This is a genomic window from Ilyomonas limi, from assembly GCF_005233845.1.
GTDB lineage: Bacteria > Bacteroidota > Bacteroidia > Chitinophagales > Chitinophagaceae > Ilyomonas > Ilyomonas limi.
On record NZ_SZQL01000012.1, the window covers coordinates 1 to 20,804 of the forward strand.

Annotated in this window: 12 protein-coding genes and 1 pseudogene; 11 read left to right on the top strand and 2 right to left on the bottom strand. The window is 41.6% G+C overall.

The features are described from left to right. Positions 1 to 184, top strand: a 184-nt coding sequence (locus FC093_RS24245; protein ID WP_240743315.1) for a hypothetical protein, incomplete at its 5' end; no start/stop codon positions are given. A gap of 127 nt (positions 185 to 311) precedes the next feature. Here FC093_RS24245 and FC093_RS24610 read toward each other — a convergent pair. Next, positions 312 to 659: pseudogene (locus FC093_RS24610) on the bottom strand (Crp/Fnr family transcriptional regulator); the annotation flags it as partial. Positions 660 to 1,521: 862 nt separating this feature from the next. Next, a complete protein-coding gene (locus FC093_RS14660) occupies positions 1,522 to 2,556 on the bottom strand; it encodes a LacI family DNA-binding transcriptional regulator (RefSeq protein ID WP_137262555.1) in 1,035 nt (344 codons plus the stop codon). A 643-nt stretch (positions 2,557 to 3,199) separates the two neighbouring features. On the opposite strand from FC093_RS14660, the gene FC093_RS14665 reads away from it, so the two are divergent. The 10 genes from FC093_RS14665 to FC093_RS14710 all read left to right on the top strand — a co-directional run bounded on the left by FC093_RS14665 (position 3,200) and on the right by FC093_RS14710 (position 20,759). After that, on the top strand, positions 3,200 to 6,283 hold the full coding sequence (locus FC093_RS14665; protein ID WP_206106580.1) for a SusC/RagA family TonB-linked outer membrane protein: 3,084 nt from the start codon (positions 3,200 to 3,202) through the stop codon (positions 6,281 to 6,283). 15 nt (positions 6,284 to 6,298) lie between these two features. Further along, entirely contained in the window at positions 6,299 to 7,987 is a 1,689-nt protein-coding gene (locus tag FC093_RS14670) for a RagB/SusD family nutrient uptake outer membrane protein (RefSeq protein ID WP_137262556.1), read from the top strand. A gap of 273 nt (positions 7,988 to 8,260) precedes the next feature. Then, complete coding sequence (locus FC093_RS14675) at positions 8,261 to 9,313, top strand: aldo/keto reductase (protein WP_137262557.1); 1,053 nt, start codon at positions 8,261 to 8,263, stop codon at positions 9,311 to 9,313. A 22-nt stretch (positions 9,314 to 9,335) separates the two neighbouring features. Beyond that, entirely contained in the window at positions 9,336 to 10,352 is a 1,017-nt protein-coding gene (locus tag FC093_RS14680; RefSeq protein WP_137262558.1) for a zinc-binding alcohol dehydrogenase family protein, read from the top strand. 159 nt (positions 10,353 to 10,511) lie between these two features. Continuing rightward, the gene (locus tag FC093_RS14685) at positions 10,512 to 12,974 is read left to right on the top strand and encodes a glycoside hydrolase family 95 protein (protein WP_137262559.1); all 2,463 of its coding nucleotides are present in this window, start codon (positions 10,512 to 10,514) and stop codon (positions 12,972 to 12,974) included. A gap of 461 nt (positions 12,975 to 13,435) precedes the next feature. Next, a complete protein-coding gene (locus FC093_RS14690) occupies positions 13,436 to 14,296 on the top strand; it encodes a sialate O-acetylesterase (protein ID WP_240743317.1) in 861 nt (286 codons plus the stop codon). A 40-nt stretch (positions 14,297 to 14,336) separates the two neighbouring features. Beyond that, positions 14,337 to 16,298, top strand: a complete 1,962-nt coding sequence (locus FC093_RS14695; RefSeq protein ID WP_137262560.1) for an alpha/beta hydrolase-fold protein — start codon at positions 14,337 to 14,339, stop codon at positions 16,296 to 16,298. 98 nt (positions 16,299 to 16,396) lie between these two features. Beyond that, entirely contained in the window at positions 16,397 to 17,509 is a 1,113-nt protein-coding gene (locus FC093_RS14700; protein WP_137262561.1) for an alpha/beta hydrolase-fold protein, read from the top strand. A gap of 171 nt (positions 17,510 to 17,680) precedes the next feature. After that, entirely contained in the window at positions 17,681 to 18,580 is a 900-nt protein-coding gene (locus tag FC093_RS14705) for an alpha/beta hydrolase (RefSeq protein WP_137262562.1), read from the top strand. 88 nt (positions 18,581 to 18,668) lie between these two features. Beyond that, entirely contained in the window at positions 18,669 to 20,759 is a 2,091-nt protein-coding gene (locus FC093_RS14710; protein ID WP_240743318.1) for an alpha-L-arabinofuranosidase C-terminal domain-containing protein, read from the top strand. Positions 20,760 to 20,804 lie beyond the last annotated feature (45 nt).

Sequence of the window (20,804 nt, forward strand, 5' to 3'; positions counted from 1 at the left end):
AGCCGCAGCTCTTCTACCGAAAACAGGTGGTCAATTTATAGCGAAATCACCTGGTCAATTTGCTCCGAAATGCAGTGGTCAGCTTGTAGCGAAATGGAGTGGTCAATATCAGCGAAATCTCCAATATAGGAAGCGATCATATATACTGGAAGACGTTCATGCAATTGCGGAAAGCGCCGGATAAATTGCCGGTATCTTTCTTCTGCCTGATGGCTGAGCATCATATATATTCTGTCACGGCTTGTACCGCAGTCGTCCGTAATAATTTTAGTATATAGCGCATTGAAATTGGGTATATCTTTTAAAAGAGTTTTAAAACTATCTGCGGAAAGCTGGATAATAGTACTATCTTCTAAAGCGTCGATAAATTCATTTGAAGGTGTGTCAGTAACAAGACTTACACGATCGCATACCCAATGATTGGCCGGTGAAAGATTAAAGATGTGTTCGTTACCCTTGTCATCGATTCGGTATGATCGAAGACAGCCGCTGCATACGAAAGTGTGAAATCTACACACACTCCCCTGACGTAGTAAGTATTGCTTCTTTTTAAGTCGCTTCGGTATCGCCAGGGACTTAATAGTTGCAATCTCCTCGTCAGAAAATAAGCTATGATTTCTGATATAATTTTCAAAGCAATCGAATATACTCGCGCACATTGAACAGGAAGGGCTAATTATATTAATTTATGAGGGCGAAATTACACTACATGGCAAGGCCTGCAAATGGACAAAAAGGACAATCTGTTGTAAAATCCGTCGGGATTAGTGAGATAGAATCAGGGAACCCGCAATATCTAAGAAATCCCCTTCTGGTATAATCGCAGTATAAAAATTTGAGATGGAAGATTGGTTTAATCCTGTTTTGAAAATGGCTCAGAATAAATGAGTCTGAGCCTGGCTGAATGAAGGAACCAACATACCACTGAGAGCGACTTTAAACTGCTGCAAACTGATGGGAAGCTAAACAACAACAAGGATAATGTAGAGATAAAAATGATAAAGCAGATGCTAATGCGATTGCTTTATATGGTTTAATCTATCAGCATAAATATCAGCCTTTACAGTTAGCAGCAGAAGAAAAACAATGATTAAAACTGCTCTGTTAATACAATAAAACAAAATTCTTTCTGCATAGTTCACCGCAGTTGTTAATGCTATAGAGTAGACAGGGAGTAAATCGTTGAGGTAATGTACTCAAAAATAGTTGGTGATTGTTTTAAAACTTTTGTTTATAACATACTTTTTGGTAAGCTTTTTATCTAAGGAAAACTCAATTTTAATCTATTTTAGAAAGGCTTAATAAAACAAAAAGTTTACTGAAACTGTTTTTAATAAAATACTCTAAAACTCTTGCCAATCCTGCATTCCAAAAGATGCTACCAACTATTTTTGAGTAATTATGCAATCATTAAATAATAAATTAACAGCGGAAAGCAATGCCGTCATCAGTAAGCTGACAACTATGTTTTACAGATAATCACTGCGATCAAACGGGATCATTAAATTCTATCACTAAAGATTAGTAGTTAGATGCTCTTACTGAGCTTCGCCTGATGATGATTTCACTTTTGACTATTTCCTTTTTACTTGTAGATAAATCGCCTTCTCCCTTCAGAATCTTTTCAAAATAAAGATTAGCAGCACGCTTTCCCAATTCCTTGCCTTTTTGGTCTACTGATGAAAGAGCAGGCTTTATAATTTCTGTAAAGTCTTCATTTGCAAATCCAAAAATGCCTAACTGCTCCGGTACTTTTATACCTATGGCATCTGCTACCTGCAGGATGCCTAAAGATTGGTGATCGGAAACCGTAAAGAAAGCATCCGGTGGCTCTGGTAGCGTTAATAGCTCAGTTGCTGTTTCAATTGCCTTTTCCTTGGATAGTGCATCTTCAACAATAAAATTATATGGGATAATCAACTTAGTTCCCTTTATCGCCTTTAAATAGCCTGCTTTTCTGCTTTTGAATATAGTTAGATGCTCGGGTCCTCCAATGAAGGCGATCTTTTTATATCCTTCCTTAATAAGATTTTTTACAACATGATAAGATACTTCTTCATTGTCATTTGAAACTTTATAGCTATCAAGATCATCAATGTACCTGTCAAATTGTATCAACTCAATATTGTTTTCCTTGATGGTTTCCAAATGAGCAGCAGATTTTGTTTCTGCTGATACAGAAATCAAAATGCAATCAACATTTTGATGAATTAATGTTTCTATCGCTTTGCATTCCTGTTTAAAGGATTCATGAGATTGTGAAATAATTAAACTATGATTATTTTCAAAGCATGCTTCTTCCATACCGGCAATGGCTTCTGAAAAGAAGCTTTGATTGATGTGAGGAACAATTACGCCTATAATTTTTGAGGAACCCTGCCGGAGATTGGCTGCATGGGAGTTGTGCTTATAATTTAATTCAAGCGCTTTTTTCTTTACTGTTTCTTTTACTTTTTCGTTTATGGATGGATGATCATTCAAGGCTCTTGAAATATAAGAAGCTGAAATACCCAATTCTTTTGCCAGATCATATATGGTTACTCGTTTACTGCTCATTTTGGTTTGATAATATTCTAAAAACGTTTACATATTCCATTTACGACCTGTCAGTGGTATTTATTTAGTATAGTTAAAATAAAAAGCTTTTAACAAGGAAGGCAAAAATTATTTAATAACAGCCTCCTGCAATCATTAAATCAAAAGCTCATCATCGCGGTTGTTGAACCTTCTCGTTCGTCCATCTCAGAGGTGCATTACTGCCGTTTTAAATCCGATTATTTTTACCCAGGTTAGGTCTTATTAAGAGAAATGGCTGGGATTGATTTTGCTGTTTTGTTGTATATTTTATGTTGTTATTAAATATTTATACAAGCTCATTTATAAGCAATAACTTCTAGGCGAAAATATATTAAATTAATCATTTTTACCTTAACCCGTTCCTCCTCTTCCCCAATAAAAGATTGGCTTGTTGCTATTGTAAAATACTATAATAAGACTATTAAATGAAATCGATTTACAAAAATATAAATACATAACAACAGGCTAATAATCAGCTTTAAAAGGTGATAATAATTTCTTTAGAAAATTTTTGTCAATCGATTTCATAAACTTACTTTTGAAACCGATTGCATAAAAAAAGCCGATGTCATTAATGGCTTTTACTTGAACCTGCTTTTATTCAATTTTTTAAAACGATTCCATGAAACGATGCTTGCAACAAAAGATGATTATTCCTTGTGCAAAAAATGATGTGGGATATTCTTCAGGAAGTCACCACTTTTTATTGCTCATTATTCTTAGTTTTTTCTCCATTACAGTTTTTGCTCAACAAAAGGTCACTGGTAAAGTAATGTCTGGTGATACAGCCATAGCAGGCGCCACCGTAACTGTAAAGGGAACAACCATCGCTACGGTTACAGATGATAACGGTAGCTTTTCAATCAACGCGCCAACAAATGCAACGCTGGTTATTAGTTATATCGGGTATGCTAACCAGGAAGTAAAGGCGACAAACCAAAACATTGGTACTATTCAGTTGCAGCACACTACATCACAACTGGGTGAAGTAGTAGTTGTAGGATACGGTACGCAGCGGAAAGCAACTTTAACCGGCTCCGTTGCTACGGTTTCGGGAAAAGAAATCTCGAAAAGTCCGTCACCTAATGTTACCAGTTCTATGGCAGGAAAGCTTGCCGGATTAACTGTAAACCAGCGCAGCGGAGAACCCGGAAGAGATGATCCAAGTATTCTGATTCGCGGCACAGGCACATTTGGCGATGCTTCACCGCTCATTATTATTGATGGTGTTGAGCGTAGTTTGCTCAGCAGGCTCAATCCGGAGGATATTGAAAGTGTATCGGTTTTAAAAGATGCTTCTGCTGCCATCTACGGGGCACGCGCAGCGAATGGAGTAATTTTAATAACTACGAAAAAAGGAGTTAAGGGAAGGACCAGTTTTAATTTTGCTTACAACTATGCTTTGCAGAGCCCGACTAAAACGCCGGATATGCTGGATGCTGCAACATTTGCCGGGGTGTATAATGAAGGCGATTTTTACAGGCAAGGTCGTCCTGCTAATTATACGCCGTTTTATTCAGATTCAGCTATACAAAAATTCCGGAATGGCGCTGATCCTGTGCTTTACCCAAATACCAATTGGGTGAAGGCAGTTTTGAAGCCGCATTCAGGCGAGCAAAGAGCTAGTCTGCAGGCCAGCGGAGGTTCCGATAACGTCCGGTATCTGTTTTCTTTTGAAAGTATAAATCAGGATGGTAATTACCGGAATACTCCTACTAAATACAGGCAATACAATGTACGTGTAAAAGTAGATGCTGATGTTACGAAAAGTTTGACTGTTGGCGCAAATGTTTATGCCATACTTGGTAATAAAACGTATCCTTCCGTGGCAACAAACGTCAACTTCATTAATATTCTGCAGGCGAACCCCACAATAGTTTCGGTTTATCCTAACGGGCTGATAGGTCCGGGAAGGTTAGGTGAAAATCCGCTTCTGCTGGATCAGCGGGGTTACGATAAAATCGAAGACAATCCTATTTATTCCACCTTTACTGCAACCTACAAAGTGCCGTTTGTGCAGGGATTGCGGGTAGATGCGTCTTATAATTATGACTTGAGTAACCAGTTTGAAAAGTTATGGAGTACACCCTATTACTTTTATGAGTACAATGTGAATACCAGCCAGTACGACAAAAAGCAGGGAACAGGTACCTCCATCGCTTCCCTAACAGATACTTATCGTAAATGGACAACGAGTTTGTATAATGTAAGAATTACTTACGACAAATCGTTCAATAACCATCACATCACCGCCTTGCTGGGTAATGAACAGCAAAAAAACACCTACAAGTTCGCATCTGCTTACAGAAAGAATTTTGTGAGTACCTCCATTCCGGAGATCAATGTAGGAAGTTCATCTCCGGCCGACAAAGACAATAGCGGAAGTGCTTCTTTTGGGGCTTACAATAATTACTTTGGTCGGTTGAATTACGATTACCTGTCCAAATATCTACTCGAATTTGTTTTTCGTTATGATGGTTCGCAGATATTCCCTAAAGGCAAAAGATATGGATTTTTCCCAGGTATTTCTGGTGGCTGGAGAATATCTGAAGAGAAATTTATGAAGGATCTCACTTTTATAGACCAATTGAAATTGAGAGCCTCCTATGGAGAATTGGGTAACGACCGCGTAGGTCCATATCAGTATCTGCAATCTTATTCATTTGGAAATAATTATGTATTTGGTACTTCAGATGCACCCGCTATTTATCCCAACACCATGCCCAATCCAAATATCACCTGGGAGGTTAGTAAGAAGACGGATGTTGGCTTGGAAGCTTCTTTGTGGAAAGGATTGCTTGGGATGGAGTTAACACTGTGGAAAGAAAACCGGTCTAATATCCTGGCTCAACCCAACTTGTCTGTCAGCAATGTATTTGGATTTTCCGGCTTGCCGAGTGAAAACATTGGAGAGGTTGATAATCATGGATATGAATTGGTATTAAGCCACAGAAATAAGGCTGGTAAGCTGACTTACGATATAACAGGAAATGTATCCTATGCAAAAAGCAAGATCATCTTTATGGATGAAGCTCCGCAACCCGAGCCTTACCAAAATCTCACCGGTCATCCTGTTGGATCCGCGCTGTATTATAAAGCAGATGGAATTTTCCATACCCAGGCAGAATTGGATAAATATCCTCATGGTGCCGGCGCACAGGTGGGCGACATCCGGGTGCTTGATTTGAATGGGGACGGGGTAATCGATTCAAAAGATCAGTTCCGGTTTGATTATTCTTCCACACCTCAAGTGACGTTTGGCTTAAATACAAACTTTCAATACAAACGATTCGACCTGAACATATTTTTTCAAGGACAAACAAAAGCATATAACTACGATAATACCACAGCAGTGTTAGGCGGTACCGACTTCGCGAATGCTGTTACATGGAGAGCTGCAGACAGATGGACTGTTGATAATCCGGGCGGTTCAAAGCCCAGAGCGGATGCGTGGTCACCAGGGGCTACAACCTTCTTCCTGTTCGATGCCACCTTTGTGCGGCTTAAAACACTGGAACTGGGCTACAGTTTACCTGTTAATGTAGGTAAGACCAAGGTGTTTGATAATGTCCGGTTTTACGTAAGCGGATTCAATTTACTTACCTGGTCTAAAGAAATTAAGTGGTCAGACCCTGAAATCAGCGGTGATTTTACTACCTATCCGCCGCTTCGTATAATCAATTTTGGTGCTAATGTAAAGTTTTAAACAAGCTTGTATAATATGAAGAAGATAATACCATTTTTATTAATCATTACCTTTTTTTCCTGTAAAAAGGATGTGCTCGATATTTCGCCTGAAGACCGTATTTCTGAGGATGCTGTATGGACAGATGAAAACCTTATAAAAGCATATCATACAGAACTATATAATGCCATACCTCATGGCTTTTATATACACATGTATTCTAAATATACCGATGAAGCCATCAACACAGCTCCCTGTTGTGGTGCAGATATTTTTAAGCAGGATACCTACAATCCGGATAACATAACAGGTGTAAGCGGCGGTGACTTTTGGGGTGGTTATATGTATTACTGGAATCAAGGCTACCAATACATCAGAAAAATCAATGTGTTTCTTGAAAAGATGGGAGCACAGGATGCTATTCAGTTTCAGGATAAGGCACGCCTGATTGCTGAAGCTAAGTTTTTAAGAGCATTTGACTATTTCGAATTGATTGAGCGGTATGGAGGCGTGCCCATTGTGACGCAATCTTACGCGCTTGGTGATAGTGCTACTTTTAAAAGAAATACGTTTGACGAATGTGTTGCATTTATTGAAAAGGACCTCGATGAAGCAATGCCCGACTTGCCGGCAAGATATTTATCAACGGATGCAAACTTTGGGAGGGCTACACAGGATGCTTGTATGGCATTACGGTCACGGGTACTGCTATATGCTGCCTCACCGCTTTTCAATACTGATAATGATAGACAAAAATGGCAAAAAGCTGCTGATGCTGCCGGGGCGCTGTTAAACAGTGGGTATTCCCTTTATCCGGATTATAGAAAACTTTTTATACTACCAAGCGGAGCACCTGAAGATGAATACATTTTCTGCAGAAACTTTACAACCACCAACGGTCACCAGGCTCCTATGCACAATCTTGGCCGCCGCTATGGTGCTTACGGAGGATGGTGGGCAAGCAATGGACCTTCTCAGAACCTGGTAGATGATTATGACATGACCAACGGGGAGCCACCTTTCGTTTATACAAACGGTATACAATCTGTAAATCCAGCTTCCGGCTATAACCCCAGTCATCCATACTGGAACAGAGATCCCCGTTTTGATGCTTCTATCATACATGATTCAACAATTTATCACGGAGATCTTATTGAGGAATGGGTATCAACAGACGGCAACCAATGGGGATATGACTCTTACAAGCAAAGCAGTGATAACCCACGTGGCGGCTATATACTTAAAAAATTTATGCCGGATGCCGACGTGCCGCTAAGCTGGCAGCAAACTTATACTATTCCGTGGCCGTACTTTCGTTTGGCAGAGATATACCTGAATTATGCTGAAGCCAAATTTGAACTGGGAGATGAAGCCGCTTGCAGAGATTACATTTCAAAAGTGAGGGCAAGAGTAGGATTGCCTCCGATACCGGCAACAGTTACAGGAGAAGCATTGAGAAGAAGGTTGTACAATGAACGGAGAATTGAACTGGCATTTGAAGAGCACCGGTTTTTCGACATCAGAAGGTGGAAAATAGCGGATAGTGTTGAAAACACACCAATAAGAGGTATGGACGTAATAAAAAATCTTACAACAGGAGTTACGACATACACTCCGGTACAGTTGATACAAAAAATACCTTATGATGAAAAAATGAATCTGCTTCCAATTGAGACCAATGAAATACGGCGTAATCCTGAATTGACACAAACTCCTGGGTGGTAAGAATAACGTTTTTATTCAGGCCTGTATGTAATATGATGTGTATTGCCGCCTGCCAATGGATGACAGTACTTAAGCGATGCTACAGACAACATTTAATTGGGGTATATGGTGCCACTGATGCGTTTTCTTGTTGTTCGCTATTATGTCTGGAAAGCTTGTAAGATAACGGATACGGTCGGCAATCAGGAAAAGCCGGCGATTGGTACAGTATTATGAAGTAATGTATTGGAAAACTGATAGGAAATTGTAGTTTGGAAAAATTAATCAAGGTATATGAGTACGCAAAATGAAAAACCAGTGGTTATAAATCTGCCACCTGTAATTTTTGGAACCAGTGGGTTAGGAAATTTATTTGTGGCGCTTGATGAGGAATCCAAATTTGAGATTATAAAAGAATTTGTACGGCTGTCGAAAGGTCCTGTAGTTTTTGATTCAGCCGGTAAATATGGCGCCGGACTTGCGCTGGAAGTCCTTGGCAAATGCTTAAAAAGATTAAATGTTCAACCCGAAAATGTGATTATCAGCAATAAGCTGGGGTGGGTACGTACAGCATTACAAACAGCAGAACCCACCTTTGAGCCAGGTGTTTGGAAGGATTTGAAATATGATGCTGTTCAAAAAATAAGCTACGATGGAATTATAGAATGTTTTGAGCAAGGCAATGAACTTTTGGATGGATTTATACCTCAAATGGTTTCGGTACACGACCCCGACGAGTATATAGCAGCAGCAACAAACGAGCAACATGTGCAACAGCGTTATAAAGATATTTTGGCTGCTTATGAAGCCTTGTACGATCTTAAGCGACAGGGTAAAGTACAGGCAATAGGTGTTGGAGCGAAAGATTGGAAAATCATCCAAAGAATTACGGATGATGTGAAGCTTGACTGGATTATGATTGCCAATAGCATGACAATTAAACATCATCCGGAGGAACTGCTCAATTTTATGCAGGCACTTGATGAAAAAGGGATCATTATTATCAATTCAGCAGTGTTTCATTCCGGCTTCTTAATAGGCAGCAATTATTTTGATTATAAATTAATAGAGCCGGGTACTCCGGAAAATGAAGCTTTATTCTGTTGGAGAGAAGCATTTTTTGCTGTATGCAAAGCATATAACATTAGCCCCGCTGCAGCTTGTGTGCAATTTGCCTTGCATGCTCCCGGTGTAAAGAGCATTGCACTGAGCACTACCAACGTAAAACGAATAAAGGAAAACCTGGAATTGGCAGATGCTGATATACCAATTGAATTTTGGGAAACGCTTCATGCAAAAGGATTAATTGAGGTAAACTTCTTTAATAAGCTTCAACCAATATCATAAATAAAAAAGTACCAATAATAATATGAAAACATTAGTGTGTACCGAACCGGGAAGATTTGAATATGCCACAGGCGAACAACCGGAATTAAAGGAAGGTCAGGCTATTATCAAAATAAAACGTATTGGCATTTGCGGAACTGATTTACATGCTTTTGAAGGGACCCAACCTTACTTCAGCTACCCCCGTATTCTGGGACATGAACTGGCAGGCGAACTGGTTGCATTTGATAATGCACCAGGCTTTGAAGTGGGCGAAGCTGTCACATTTATCCCCTACTTTAATTGTGGTACCTGCATTGCATGCCGTAGCGGGAAACCTAATTGTTGCGTAAATATCAAAGTGTTTGGTGTGCATATCGATGGTGGTATGGTTGAATATGTATCGGTGCCTTCGGCTACGTTGTTGCATGGCGAAGGATTGAGTTTTGATGAACTGGCATTGGTTGAGCCGCTGGCTATTGGTGCACATGGTGTTCGCAGGGCGGCGATTGTACCAGGTGAATTTGTGCTGGTCATCGGTGCAGGTCCTATTGGTTTGGGAACAATGGAATTTGCAAGAATAGCAGGAGCGCAGGTCATTGCTTTAGACATCAATGAACAGCGATTACAATTTTGTAAAGACAAATTGCAGGTTGCCCATACAATCAATGCGCTTGCATCTGATGTTGCAGAGCAACTAAGAGCAATCACCAACGGCGATATGCCCACTGTTGTAATAGATGCAACCGGAAGTCTGAAAGCCATCAACAATGCTTTTCAATACATGGCACATGGTGCACGTTATGTATTGATTGGTTTACAAAAAGGAGAGATCTGTTTCAGCCATCCGGAGTTTCATAAAAGAGAGGGCACTTTAATGAGCAGCCGTAATGCAACAAGAGCAGATTTTGAACACGTAATAGCCAGCATGAAAAGGGGAGAAGTAAAACCCACTACCTATATTACACATCGTGTGTTGTTTGATAGCGTAGCAGATGAATTTGAAAGTTGGTTGAACCCGGCAAATGGTGTTATTAAAGCAATGGTGGAACTGGAGTAAAAATAAAATGGATACGCTTAAGTGCAATGTTTTCAATGCATATGTTTTGAGATTTAAAATGAAATTATTGGTATGACTTTTAAAAAGAAAGTAAACAAAATTTATAAAGTACATCATTACTAAACAAGCCTCTGCACGTCTATAATTAACATCTAACGAATGAAACAAATATTTCTGGTTCTTCTGCTACTTGCAACAATCGTTTGCTTTTCACAAAACAACGCAGACTTAAAACTTTGGTATAACAAACCATCCGGCAATGTTTGGGAGAATGCCTTGCCAATAGGAAATGGCAGGTTAGGCGCTATGGTGTACGGAAATGTGGATACTGAAACGGTTCAGTTAAATGAACATACCGTTTGGAGCGGCAGCCCTAACCGCAACGACAACCCTTTGATTTTAGATTCTTTGGCTGAAATACGGAAGCTGATTTTTGAAGGGAGGCAAAAAGAAGCTGAGGCAATGGCAAATAGAACTATCATCAGCAAAACATCGCAGGGACAAATGTTTGAGCCGGTGGGCAGCTTGCGGCTGGCTTTTGAAGGGCAGGAAAACTACACCAACTACTATCGCGAACTAGATATTGAAAGAGCAATAGAAAAGACTACTTATAACGTTGACGGTGTTACCTATACCAGAGAAGCAATCGCTTCTTTTCCAGACCGGTTAATTGTAATGCATTTAACGGCAAACAAACCAAAAAGCATTTCATTTACAGCCCTTTTTTCAACGCCTCAACCTAAAGCAACTATTGCTACAACATCTTCAAAAGAGTTAACCATTGCCGGTACCACCATCGATCATGAAGGAGTAGAAGGCAAGGTGAAATTTAAAGGCATTGCACGCATCAAACTGGATGGCGGCACTCTTTCATCCAATGATACTTCGTTGATTGTAAAGAATGCAAATGCCGCGACCATCTATATTTCCATCGCTACCAACTTCAAAAGTTATAACGATATCAGTGGCAACGAAAACGAAAGAGCTGCAGCATACCTGGATAAAGCTTATCCAAAATCTTTTGCAGATATTTTAAAGGCGCATGTTCTAGCCTATCAAAACTATTTTAACCGAGTAAAACTGAATCTCGGAGGGAGCGATGCCGCTAAACTTCCAACGGATGAACGGTTAAAGAACTTTGCGTCCACCAGCGATCCACAGTTTGCTGCACTCTATTTTCAATACGGGCGATATTTGCTGATTTCATCATCGCAACCGGGCGGGCAACCAGCCAATTTGCAGGGCATCTGGAACAACAAATTGTTTCCACCCTGGGATAGCAAGTACACCATTAACATCAACGCAGAGATGAATTACTGGCCGGCTGAAAAAACCAACCTTGCAGAACTGCATGAACCCTTTTTGAAGATGGTAAAAGAGTTATCCCAAACAGGGCAACAAACAGCAAAAGATATGTATGGAGCAGGAGGTTGGATGGCGCATCACAATACTGACATCTGGCGGGCAACAGGCGCAGTGGATGGTGCATTTTGGGGCGCCTGGAGCAATGGCGGCGGGTGGACAAGCCAACACCTTTGGGAGCATTATCTATACAACGGCGACAAGGATTATTTAGCATCTATCTATCCCATTCTAAAAGGTGCTGCTACTTTTTATGCTGATTTTTTAGTAGAACATCCAAAATATCATTGGCTGGTTATTTGCCCGGATATGTCACCGGAGAATGCACCTAAGGCTCACCAGGGCTCTTCGCTGGATGCGGGTGTAACAATGACCAACCAGATTGTATTTGATGTGTTTAGCACGGCTATAAGAGCCGCACAGATTTTGAATAAAGATGCCTCTTTTGTTGATACCTTACAACAAAAGCGCAGTCACCTGGCACCCATGCATATTGGGCAGTACGGGCAATTGCAGGAATGGCTGGATGATGTGGATGACCCGAATGATCATCATCGCCACATTTCGCACCTTTATGGTTTATTCCCTTCCAACCAGATCTCTCCTTACCGCACGCCCCAATTATACAGCGGTGCAAAAAATACTTTAGAACAACGTAGCGATGTATCTACCGGCTGGAGTATGGGCTGGAAAGTGAACTGGTGGGCAAAAATGCTGGATGGTAATCATGCGTATAAACTCATTCAAAATCAACTGTCTCCGGTAGGTGTAAATGAAGCCGGCGGCGGTACGTACAACAACTTGTTTGATGCGCATCCGCCATTCCAGATAGATGGCAATTTTGGATGCACTTCCGGTATTGCAGAAATGCTGATGCAAAGTGAAGATGGTGAGCTTCATTTACTTCCGGCACTTCCCGATGTATGGCAGGCTGATGGCAGCGTAAGTGGTTTACGGGCAAGAGGTGGATTTGAAGTGGTGAGCATAGAGTGGAAAAGTGGAAAGCTGGTAAAAGCAGTCATCAAATCGAACCTGGGGGGCAACCTTCGCCTGCGGGTTCCGAATGAAATGAAATTGAATGGTGGCGCGAGCTTGAAAAAAGCAACTGGTGAGAACACCAATACTTTCTTTCAAACAGAAAAAACGCCCGAGCCAATTATATCGCCGAAAGCCACCATCAATGCTCCTCAACTGAAAACAACATGGGTGTATGATATACCAACACAAAAAGGAAAGGAATATATAATAATTGGTGATTAAAGTATCTGTCTGATTGCAATGGTTTACTGAATATTGAATACTGAAATAAACAGTTAGCAATGCTAATGATTGAACTTGCCAGGACGAAAGAATGAGATTGAGTGTCCTTTGAATATTGTTTTATTTGCAATAAAGCTATTAATACAAAATAAACGAAAACGTATGACTTGTCCTTTATCAGGCATTCCGTTGTAACACTACGCTGGCGGTTAGCACATAAAGAACACAGTTAAATAAATAATGCGGAATTCCTCCTTAAATTTTTTCTATTTATCGAATTGGTTAGGTTATAAGGCTATATCTGTAAAACCTTAAAGTGTTGAGCAATGAGAGAACTACGTTCAAAATAATAAGTGTATAAAATACATTTCATGGCTGTTGCCTTACTTGTGGTTGGGATCTCATAAAACATCGAAACCATTAATCATTACCAAAGTGTCATTCACGATATCAAAACCTATATGAATTATACAACCTTACAAAGAAGAAGCTCGCTGCTGTGCACAGCGCTCCTTTTTATGTTTTCTCATTCTTTTTCGCAGAATTCCAAATTTTATATTTTTCTATGCCTTGGACAATCCAATATGGAAGGCAACGCCAGGATTGAGCCGCAGGACACCACTGATGTCAATAGGCGGTTCCAGGTGATGGAAGCAGTGGACTGTCCCAACCTGAACAGGGTGAAAGGGCAGTGGTACACGGCGGTGCCGCCCCTGTGTCGTTGCAAAACCGGTTTAACGCCGGCAGATTATTTTGGAAGAACCCTGGTGGCTAACCTGCCTAAAGATGCGAAAGTAGGTGTTATTAATGTGGCTGTTGGTGGCTGTAAAATTGAATTGTTCGATAAAAATAATTATCAGGTTTATGCCGATACTGCACCGGTATGGATGAAAGGCATGATAAAAGAGTATGATGGCAATCCCTATGCACGGCTGGTAGAAATGGCAAAGCTGGCGCAGAAAGATGGCGTAATTAAAGGCATTTTGTTGCACCAGGGCGAATCGAATACCGGCGATACTACCTGGCCGCAAAAAGTGAAACAGGTGTATGACAATCTTTTGCAGGATTTGAATTTAGATGCTGCTTCGGTACCGCTGCTCGCAGGTGAGGTGGTGAATGCCGATCAGGGTGGTGCTTGCGCAAAGATGAATACCATTATTGATGAACTGCCGCAAACCATACCCACCGCGCATGTGATTTCCTCTGCAGGTTGTCCGCAAAAAGGGGATAACTTACATTTTACAGCTGAAGGTTACCGGATGTTGGGAAGGCGATATGCCGCGGAGATGCTGCTGATGTTAGGGGTTAAAATCAATAAATAATATTAACACTTTAGACCTCATGATACAAACACCTTCAAACATGATTTCCAAAAAACAATCTCGTCATTTTATACATCTTTTCCTTGTAGCAGTTCTTACTATTACATTGATTGATACAATTCATGCACAGGAAATTGTAAAGCATGCGCCGCCAGGTTTTGATTCGGTACAAAGCGGTATTCCGCATGGGAAAATTGATACCATCACGTACAATTCAAAAACAGTGGGTACAAGCCGCCGAGCCTTGATTTATACGCCGCCGGGCTATTCGAAAAAGAAGAAATACCCGGTACTTTATTTACTGCACGGCATTGGCGGTGATGAAAAAGAATGGTATTCACAAGGGCATCCCGAAACCATATTGGATAATTTATATGAGCAAGGAAAGGTGGAGCCGATGATTGTAGTGTTACCCAATGGCAGAGCCATGAAAGATGACCGTGCCACCGGAAACATTTTTGACAGCGCGAAGGTGCAGGCATTCGCCACTTTTGAACAGGATTTACTCAACGATCTTATTCCTTACATCCAAAAGCATTATCCTGTATATACTGACCGGGAACATCGCGCGATTGCTGGCTTATCTATGGGCGGCGGTCAATCATTAAACTTTGGATTAGGCAACCTCGATCAATTTGCATGGATTGGTGGTTTTTCTTCTGCACCTAATACCAAAACACCACAGGAGTTAGTGCCGGATCCTTCAAAAGCAAGAGAACAATTAAAGCTGCTTTGGATTTCCTGCGGCGATGCCGATGGATTGATGCCATTCAGCAAACGCACGCATGATTACCTGTATCAGAATAATGTTCCGCATATTTTTTATGTAGAGCCGGGCGTGCATGATTTTAAAGTGTGGAAGAATGATTTGTATATGTTTTCTCAACTCATCTTTAAACCGGTGGATGCTTCCAGGTTTTCTGAATACACGGTGTTGGGTTTTCCTGCATCAACCAATGTGCGCAATGCGAAATACCCGCAAATCTTACCGGATAACCGGGTAATCTTTCGTGTGAAAGCACCGGATGCACAAACAGTGCAGATTGATTTAGGTAAAAAATACGACCTCGTAAAAGATACCGACGGCTATTGGATGGTAACCACCGATTCTATCGGCGAAGGCTTTCATTATTATTCGTTATTGATAGATGGCGTTGCTCTTGCTGATCCTGCCAGCCAAACATTTTATGGCATGGGACGCATGGCAAGCGGCATTGAAATTCCTTTTGCCGGTGGCGACTACTATGCGCAAAAAGAGGTACCGCATGGCGACATCCGCATCAAAAAATATTTTTCTCCTGTAACCCGTTCCTGGCGCGAAATGTACGTCTACACGCCACCAAGCTACGATTCCAATATGAATGAAAAATATCCGGTTTTATACATACTACATGGCGGCGGTGAAGACCAAACCGGCTGGGCAATGCAGGGCAAAACAGATCTAATATTGGATAACCTCATTGCCGAAGGAAAAGCAAAACCCATGCTGGTGGTAATGCCCGATGCCAATGTTGGTGCCGGCGGTTTTAGTGCTGGTGGCGTTGAAGGGTCTTTAAGGGGGTTTGAAGCTGAAATGAAACAGGTAATTATTCCCTTTGTTGAAAAAAATTACCGTGCTTCCAATAACGCGAATGATCGTGCGCTGGCTGGGTTATCATTAGGCGGTTTACATACGCTTTATACAGGCATTAATAACACGGATATGTTTTCTCATCTTGGTGTATTTAGTTCCGGATGGATATTGCCAATGCTTAGTAAAACTGCCGATGCACAATATGCTTTTATGAAAGACAATAAAGATAAAATCAACAATAATCTAAAAGCTTTCTGGATTTCGGAAGGTGGTAAAGAAGACATTGCTTATAAAAACGGACAAATCATGTTAGGTAAATTAGATGAACTAAACATCAAACATACTTACTACGAATATCCGGGCGGGCATTCCTGGCCGGTATGGAGAAATGACTTGTATCATTTCGCGCAATTGCTTTTTCAGAATTAAAAAAAAGCATTAAGCTTTATCCGTATTATAGCCATTGACTCTTGGTTGCTGGTAATAACCCGCTGTAAAATAAAATCTAACCATTTAAAAACTTGCATATGAAATTGAAACAAGCAATTATTTTCTCGGTAGCTATATTGGCAGGAGGAGCCTGTTTAGCCCAGTCTGATGTAAAGGAAGACTTTAAACCATCCACACTCAACCAGCCGGGACAACTATACCCGCAGGTTAATTCGCAGGGCTACGCCCGGTTCCGCATTGTGGCCCCTTATGCCGATAGTGTAAAAGTGAGCCTTGGATTGGGCGGAAGAGGTGGTACAAAACTTACCAAAACGGGAGATAGTGTGTGGACGGGCACTACCGAAGGTCCTATGGATGAAGGCTTCCATTACTACCATCTTACCGTAGATGGCGGCACGTTCAACGATCCAGGCACTTTGAATTTCTACGGCTCTACCCGTTGGGAAAGCGGCATCGAAATACCGGCACACGACCAGGACTTTTATGCTCTGAAAGATGTTCCGCATGGCAATGTGCAGCAAATTCTTTTTCCTTCTAAAAGTACCAGCACATCGCGCCGTGCGTTTGTGTACACACCGCCGGGCTATGAAAAAGATAAATCAAAAAAATACCCGGTATTGTACCTGCAGCACGGTTGGGGTGAAGATGAAACCGCCTGGAGCAACCAGGGACATGCCAACCTGATTATGGATAACCTGATTGCAGAAGGCAAAATAAAACCGTTCATTATAGTTATGACTTACGGCATGACTAACGAATTAAAATGGGGTCATTTGAAAGAGTTCAAAGTTGACTCTTTCCAAACAGTGCTTGTTGATGAGTTAATTCCTTACGTGGACGCTAATTTCCGCACCATTTCCGACCGTGCTCATCGCGCCATGGCAGGGCTTTCTATGGGCGGTTTTGAAACACATAGCATCACGTTGAACAAACCTGATGTATTCTCCTACTATGGTCTGCTGAGTGGCGGCATTTATACACCGGAAGAATTAGGGGGTAAAACAAAGCCTAAGCTCATCTTTATAAGCTGTGGCAGCCGCGAAAATCCCGACCGTGTAAACGATGCGGCAGCCAAATTAAAGGACGCTGGTTTTAATGTGGTTTCTTTTGTGTCCCAGAATACAGCACACGAGTTTCAAACCTGGCGCCGCAGTCTGCACGAATTGGCACCACTGCTGTTTAAAGATTAACAGCCATCTTAATCTCAATTACAGAAACGAACATGATAACGATTGGCAATTTCTTAATTGCTGTTGGGCAGCTATCTCAATCGCCGGAATCCTTTTTGCACAATCAATGCAAACAACCGTCGCCAGTGATAGTGCAAAACGTAAACAAAATGAGAACCGTTTAAACAAAATATGAATACATCAAGACTTTTGCTGGTGATGCTATGCTTATTTCCTTTTGCAATGTGGGCACAGGAAATCATCAACCTGTACCCGGATAGCATTCCAAATGCCAATCCTACCACATTGCCGGATGTGCCGCAAAATCCATCCGGGTTGGTGCGGAGAAGCATTCATCCAACGCTGGAAGTGTATTTGCCCGAAAAAGAAAAAGCAAACGGTGCAGCAGTAGTGATATGTCCTGGCGGCGGCTACAGCGTGATTGTGTATGATGGCGAAGGCGTAACAACCGCTAAGGAATTTGCTAAAAACGGCGTGGCTGCCTTTGTGCTGAAATACCGGTTGCCAAATGATTCATTTGAAGTGAATAAAACGATAGCACCTTTACAGGATGCGCAGCAAGCTATTAAAATGGTACGTGATAATGCCGGCAAATGGAACATTGATATAAACAAGGTGGGCATTATTGGTTTTTCGGCTGGTGGACACCTGGCTTCTACCGAAGCTACGCATTACCGGACAGCATTGATTGAAAATAAAAGCAACACTAATCTTCGCCCCGATTTTCAAATACTTGTTTACCCGGTAATCAGTATGCAGGACAGCTTGACGCATAAAGATTCGCGCAGGCAATTAATGGGTGCCCATCCTTCAAAAGAAGTAATCGATGAATACTCAAACGATTTGCAGATTGATAAAGATTCACCGCCGGCTTACCTTACCCATGCTGCCGATGATAACGTAGTAGATGTAGATAACAGCATTGTTTATTTTGAAGCACTCAGGCATCATAATGTGCCGGTTGAAATACACATTTATCCTAAAGGTAATCATGGCTTTATCTTTAAACATCCGGGTTGGATGGAGCCTCTTTTTGAGTGGATGAAAAGCAGCAATTGGATAAATAAATAAATTTTTACATTATCAAATAACTTTTAAAAGCGGATCAATTATGAAGTGGAATAGGTGTTACAAACTTGCTTTAAAAAAGCATTTTCTAATGTTGCTGTTAGCAGGTTGCATCAATCAGCTAACGATAGCCCAAACACCGGTGCTGACATTAGATTTTACAAAACCGGGAGCTAACGTCAGTCCCATGTTGTACGGGTTGATGACAGAAGAAATCAACCATTCTTATGATGGCGGCTTGTATGCCGAACTGGTACGCAACCGCATATTTAAAGACAATAAAAATACGCCGGAAGGATGGAGCCTTGTACAGGACGATCCGGCTGCAAAAGCGAGTATAAAACTTATTGGTGCTTCCGAAGAAAAGCGGCCTTATGACGAGCGCCGTCTTGCTATAAACGGCGCACTCTCCACCTGTTTGCGGCTAACGGTAGAAAAAGCTGTTGGAAGAGTCGGCATTGCCAACGAAGGCTATTGGGGCATTCCTGTAAGGCCTTCCACCGCATATAAAGCTTCTTTTTACATAAAAGGAACCGACCGAAGAGAGCCTTTCCGTCATCCATGGGAACCAAAGCCCACCACGCCACCGCTTCCGGTGATTGAAAACAACACCGCCGGGCCCATCACTGTTACCCTGGAAAGCAACGATGGAAAAACGGTGTATGCGTCCGGCACTATCAATCTTGAAAAGAGTGATTACTGGAAAAAATATGAATTGACCCTGGCTACGGCGGCTGATGTAAAACCCACGAAAGATGCCCGCCTGGTTATTTCTACTGACCGTACGGGGCAGTATTATTTCAACCTTGTTTCTTTATTTCCACCCACTTACAACAACCGTCCGAATGGAAACAGAACAGATCTGATGCAGATGCTGGTGGATATGAAACCTAAATTCCTTCGTTTCCCCGGCGGTAATTTTTTAGAAGGTCCGTTGATTACAGATGCCTTTCCCTGGAAACAAACGCTCGGCCCCTTGGAAAGCAGACCGGGACACAAAGGTTCCTGGGGCTATCGTCCTTCGGATGGTATGGGGCTGCTGGAGTTTTTGTTGTGGTGCGAAGACATGGGCGCAGAGCCGGTGCTGGCGGTATATGCCGGTTATTCGCTGGAGGGAGACCATGTAGATGCGGGCCCACTTTTGAATCCTTATGTAGATGATGCTTTGGACGAAATTCAATATGTTATAGGCGATACCACTACTTACTGGGGTGCTAAGCGTGCCGCAGACGGACATCCGGCTCCGTTTAAACTTAAATATGTAGAAATTGGCAATGAAGATTGGTTTGACAGATCAAACAGCTACAATGGCCGGTTTACTCAATTCAGGACGGCAATTGAAGGGAAATACCCACAATTGACGTGCATTTCTACCATTGCTGATGCACAATACCCGGATATGAAAGTGACCTCCGGCAAAGCGCCTGCTGTAGTAGACGAGCATTACTACCGCAATTCCTGGGATATGTGGGAAAATGCATCGCAATACGATAAGTATGATCGCAATGGTCCGAAGATTTTTGTTGGCGAATGGGCAACGCGCGAAGGAGCGCCAACTACGAATTTAAATGCAGCCTTGGGCGATGCTGCCTGGATGACGGGAATGGAACGTAATTCCGATCTTGTTATCATGTCCTGTTATGCACCGCTGTTTGTGAATGTAAATACGGCTACCGCAACAGCACCCAAAGCCTGGCAGTGGGATTCTGATCTGATAGGTTACAACGCACTTAATAGTTACGGTTCGCCATCCTATTATGTGCAAAAGCTATTCAGTCAGTATTTAGGGAACAAGATTGTGCCGGTAACTGCAGCAAACATACCTGTTCAAAATAGACCACTTACGAAGAAAGATAGTACGGATGGCATTACATCTAAAACAGTTCCTACTGTATTTTATTCTGCTACCATGAACGATACCACAGGCGTTATTTATCTTAAAATGGTGAATACAACTGCAAAAAAACAAGCTATTAAAATAAACTTGGACGGCATTGCTAAAGTAGCTCCGGAAGCAACCCTGGTGGTTGTGAAAGGCAGCGAGCCGGAGGATACCAATTCTATTACTGATCCGGTTAAAATAGCTCCGGTAACAACAACGGTAAAAGGAATAACTAAAAGCTTTACAAGAAATCTGGATCCCTATTCTGTAAGTATATTACAACTGCAAGCAGGCAAATAAAGTAACAGTAAAATACAATAAAAAGTAGTAGAATCAGAAAAGTAA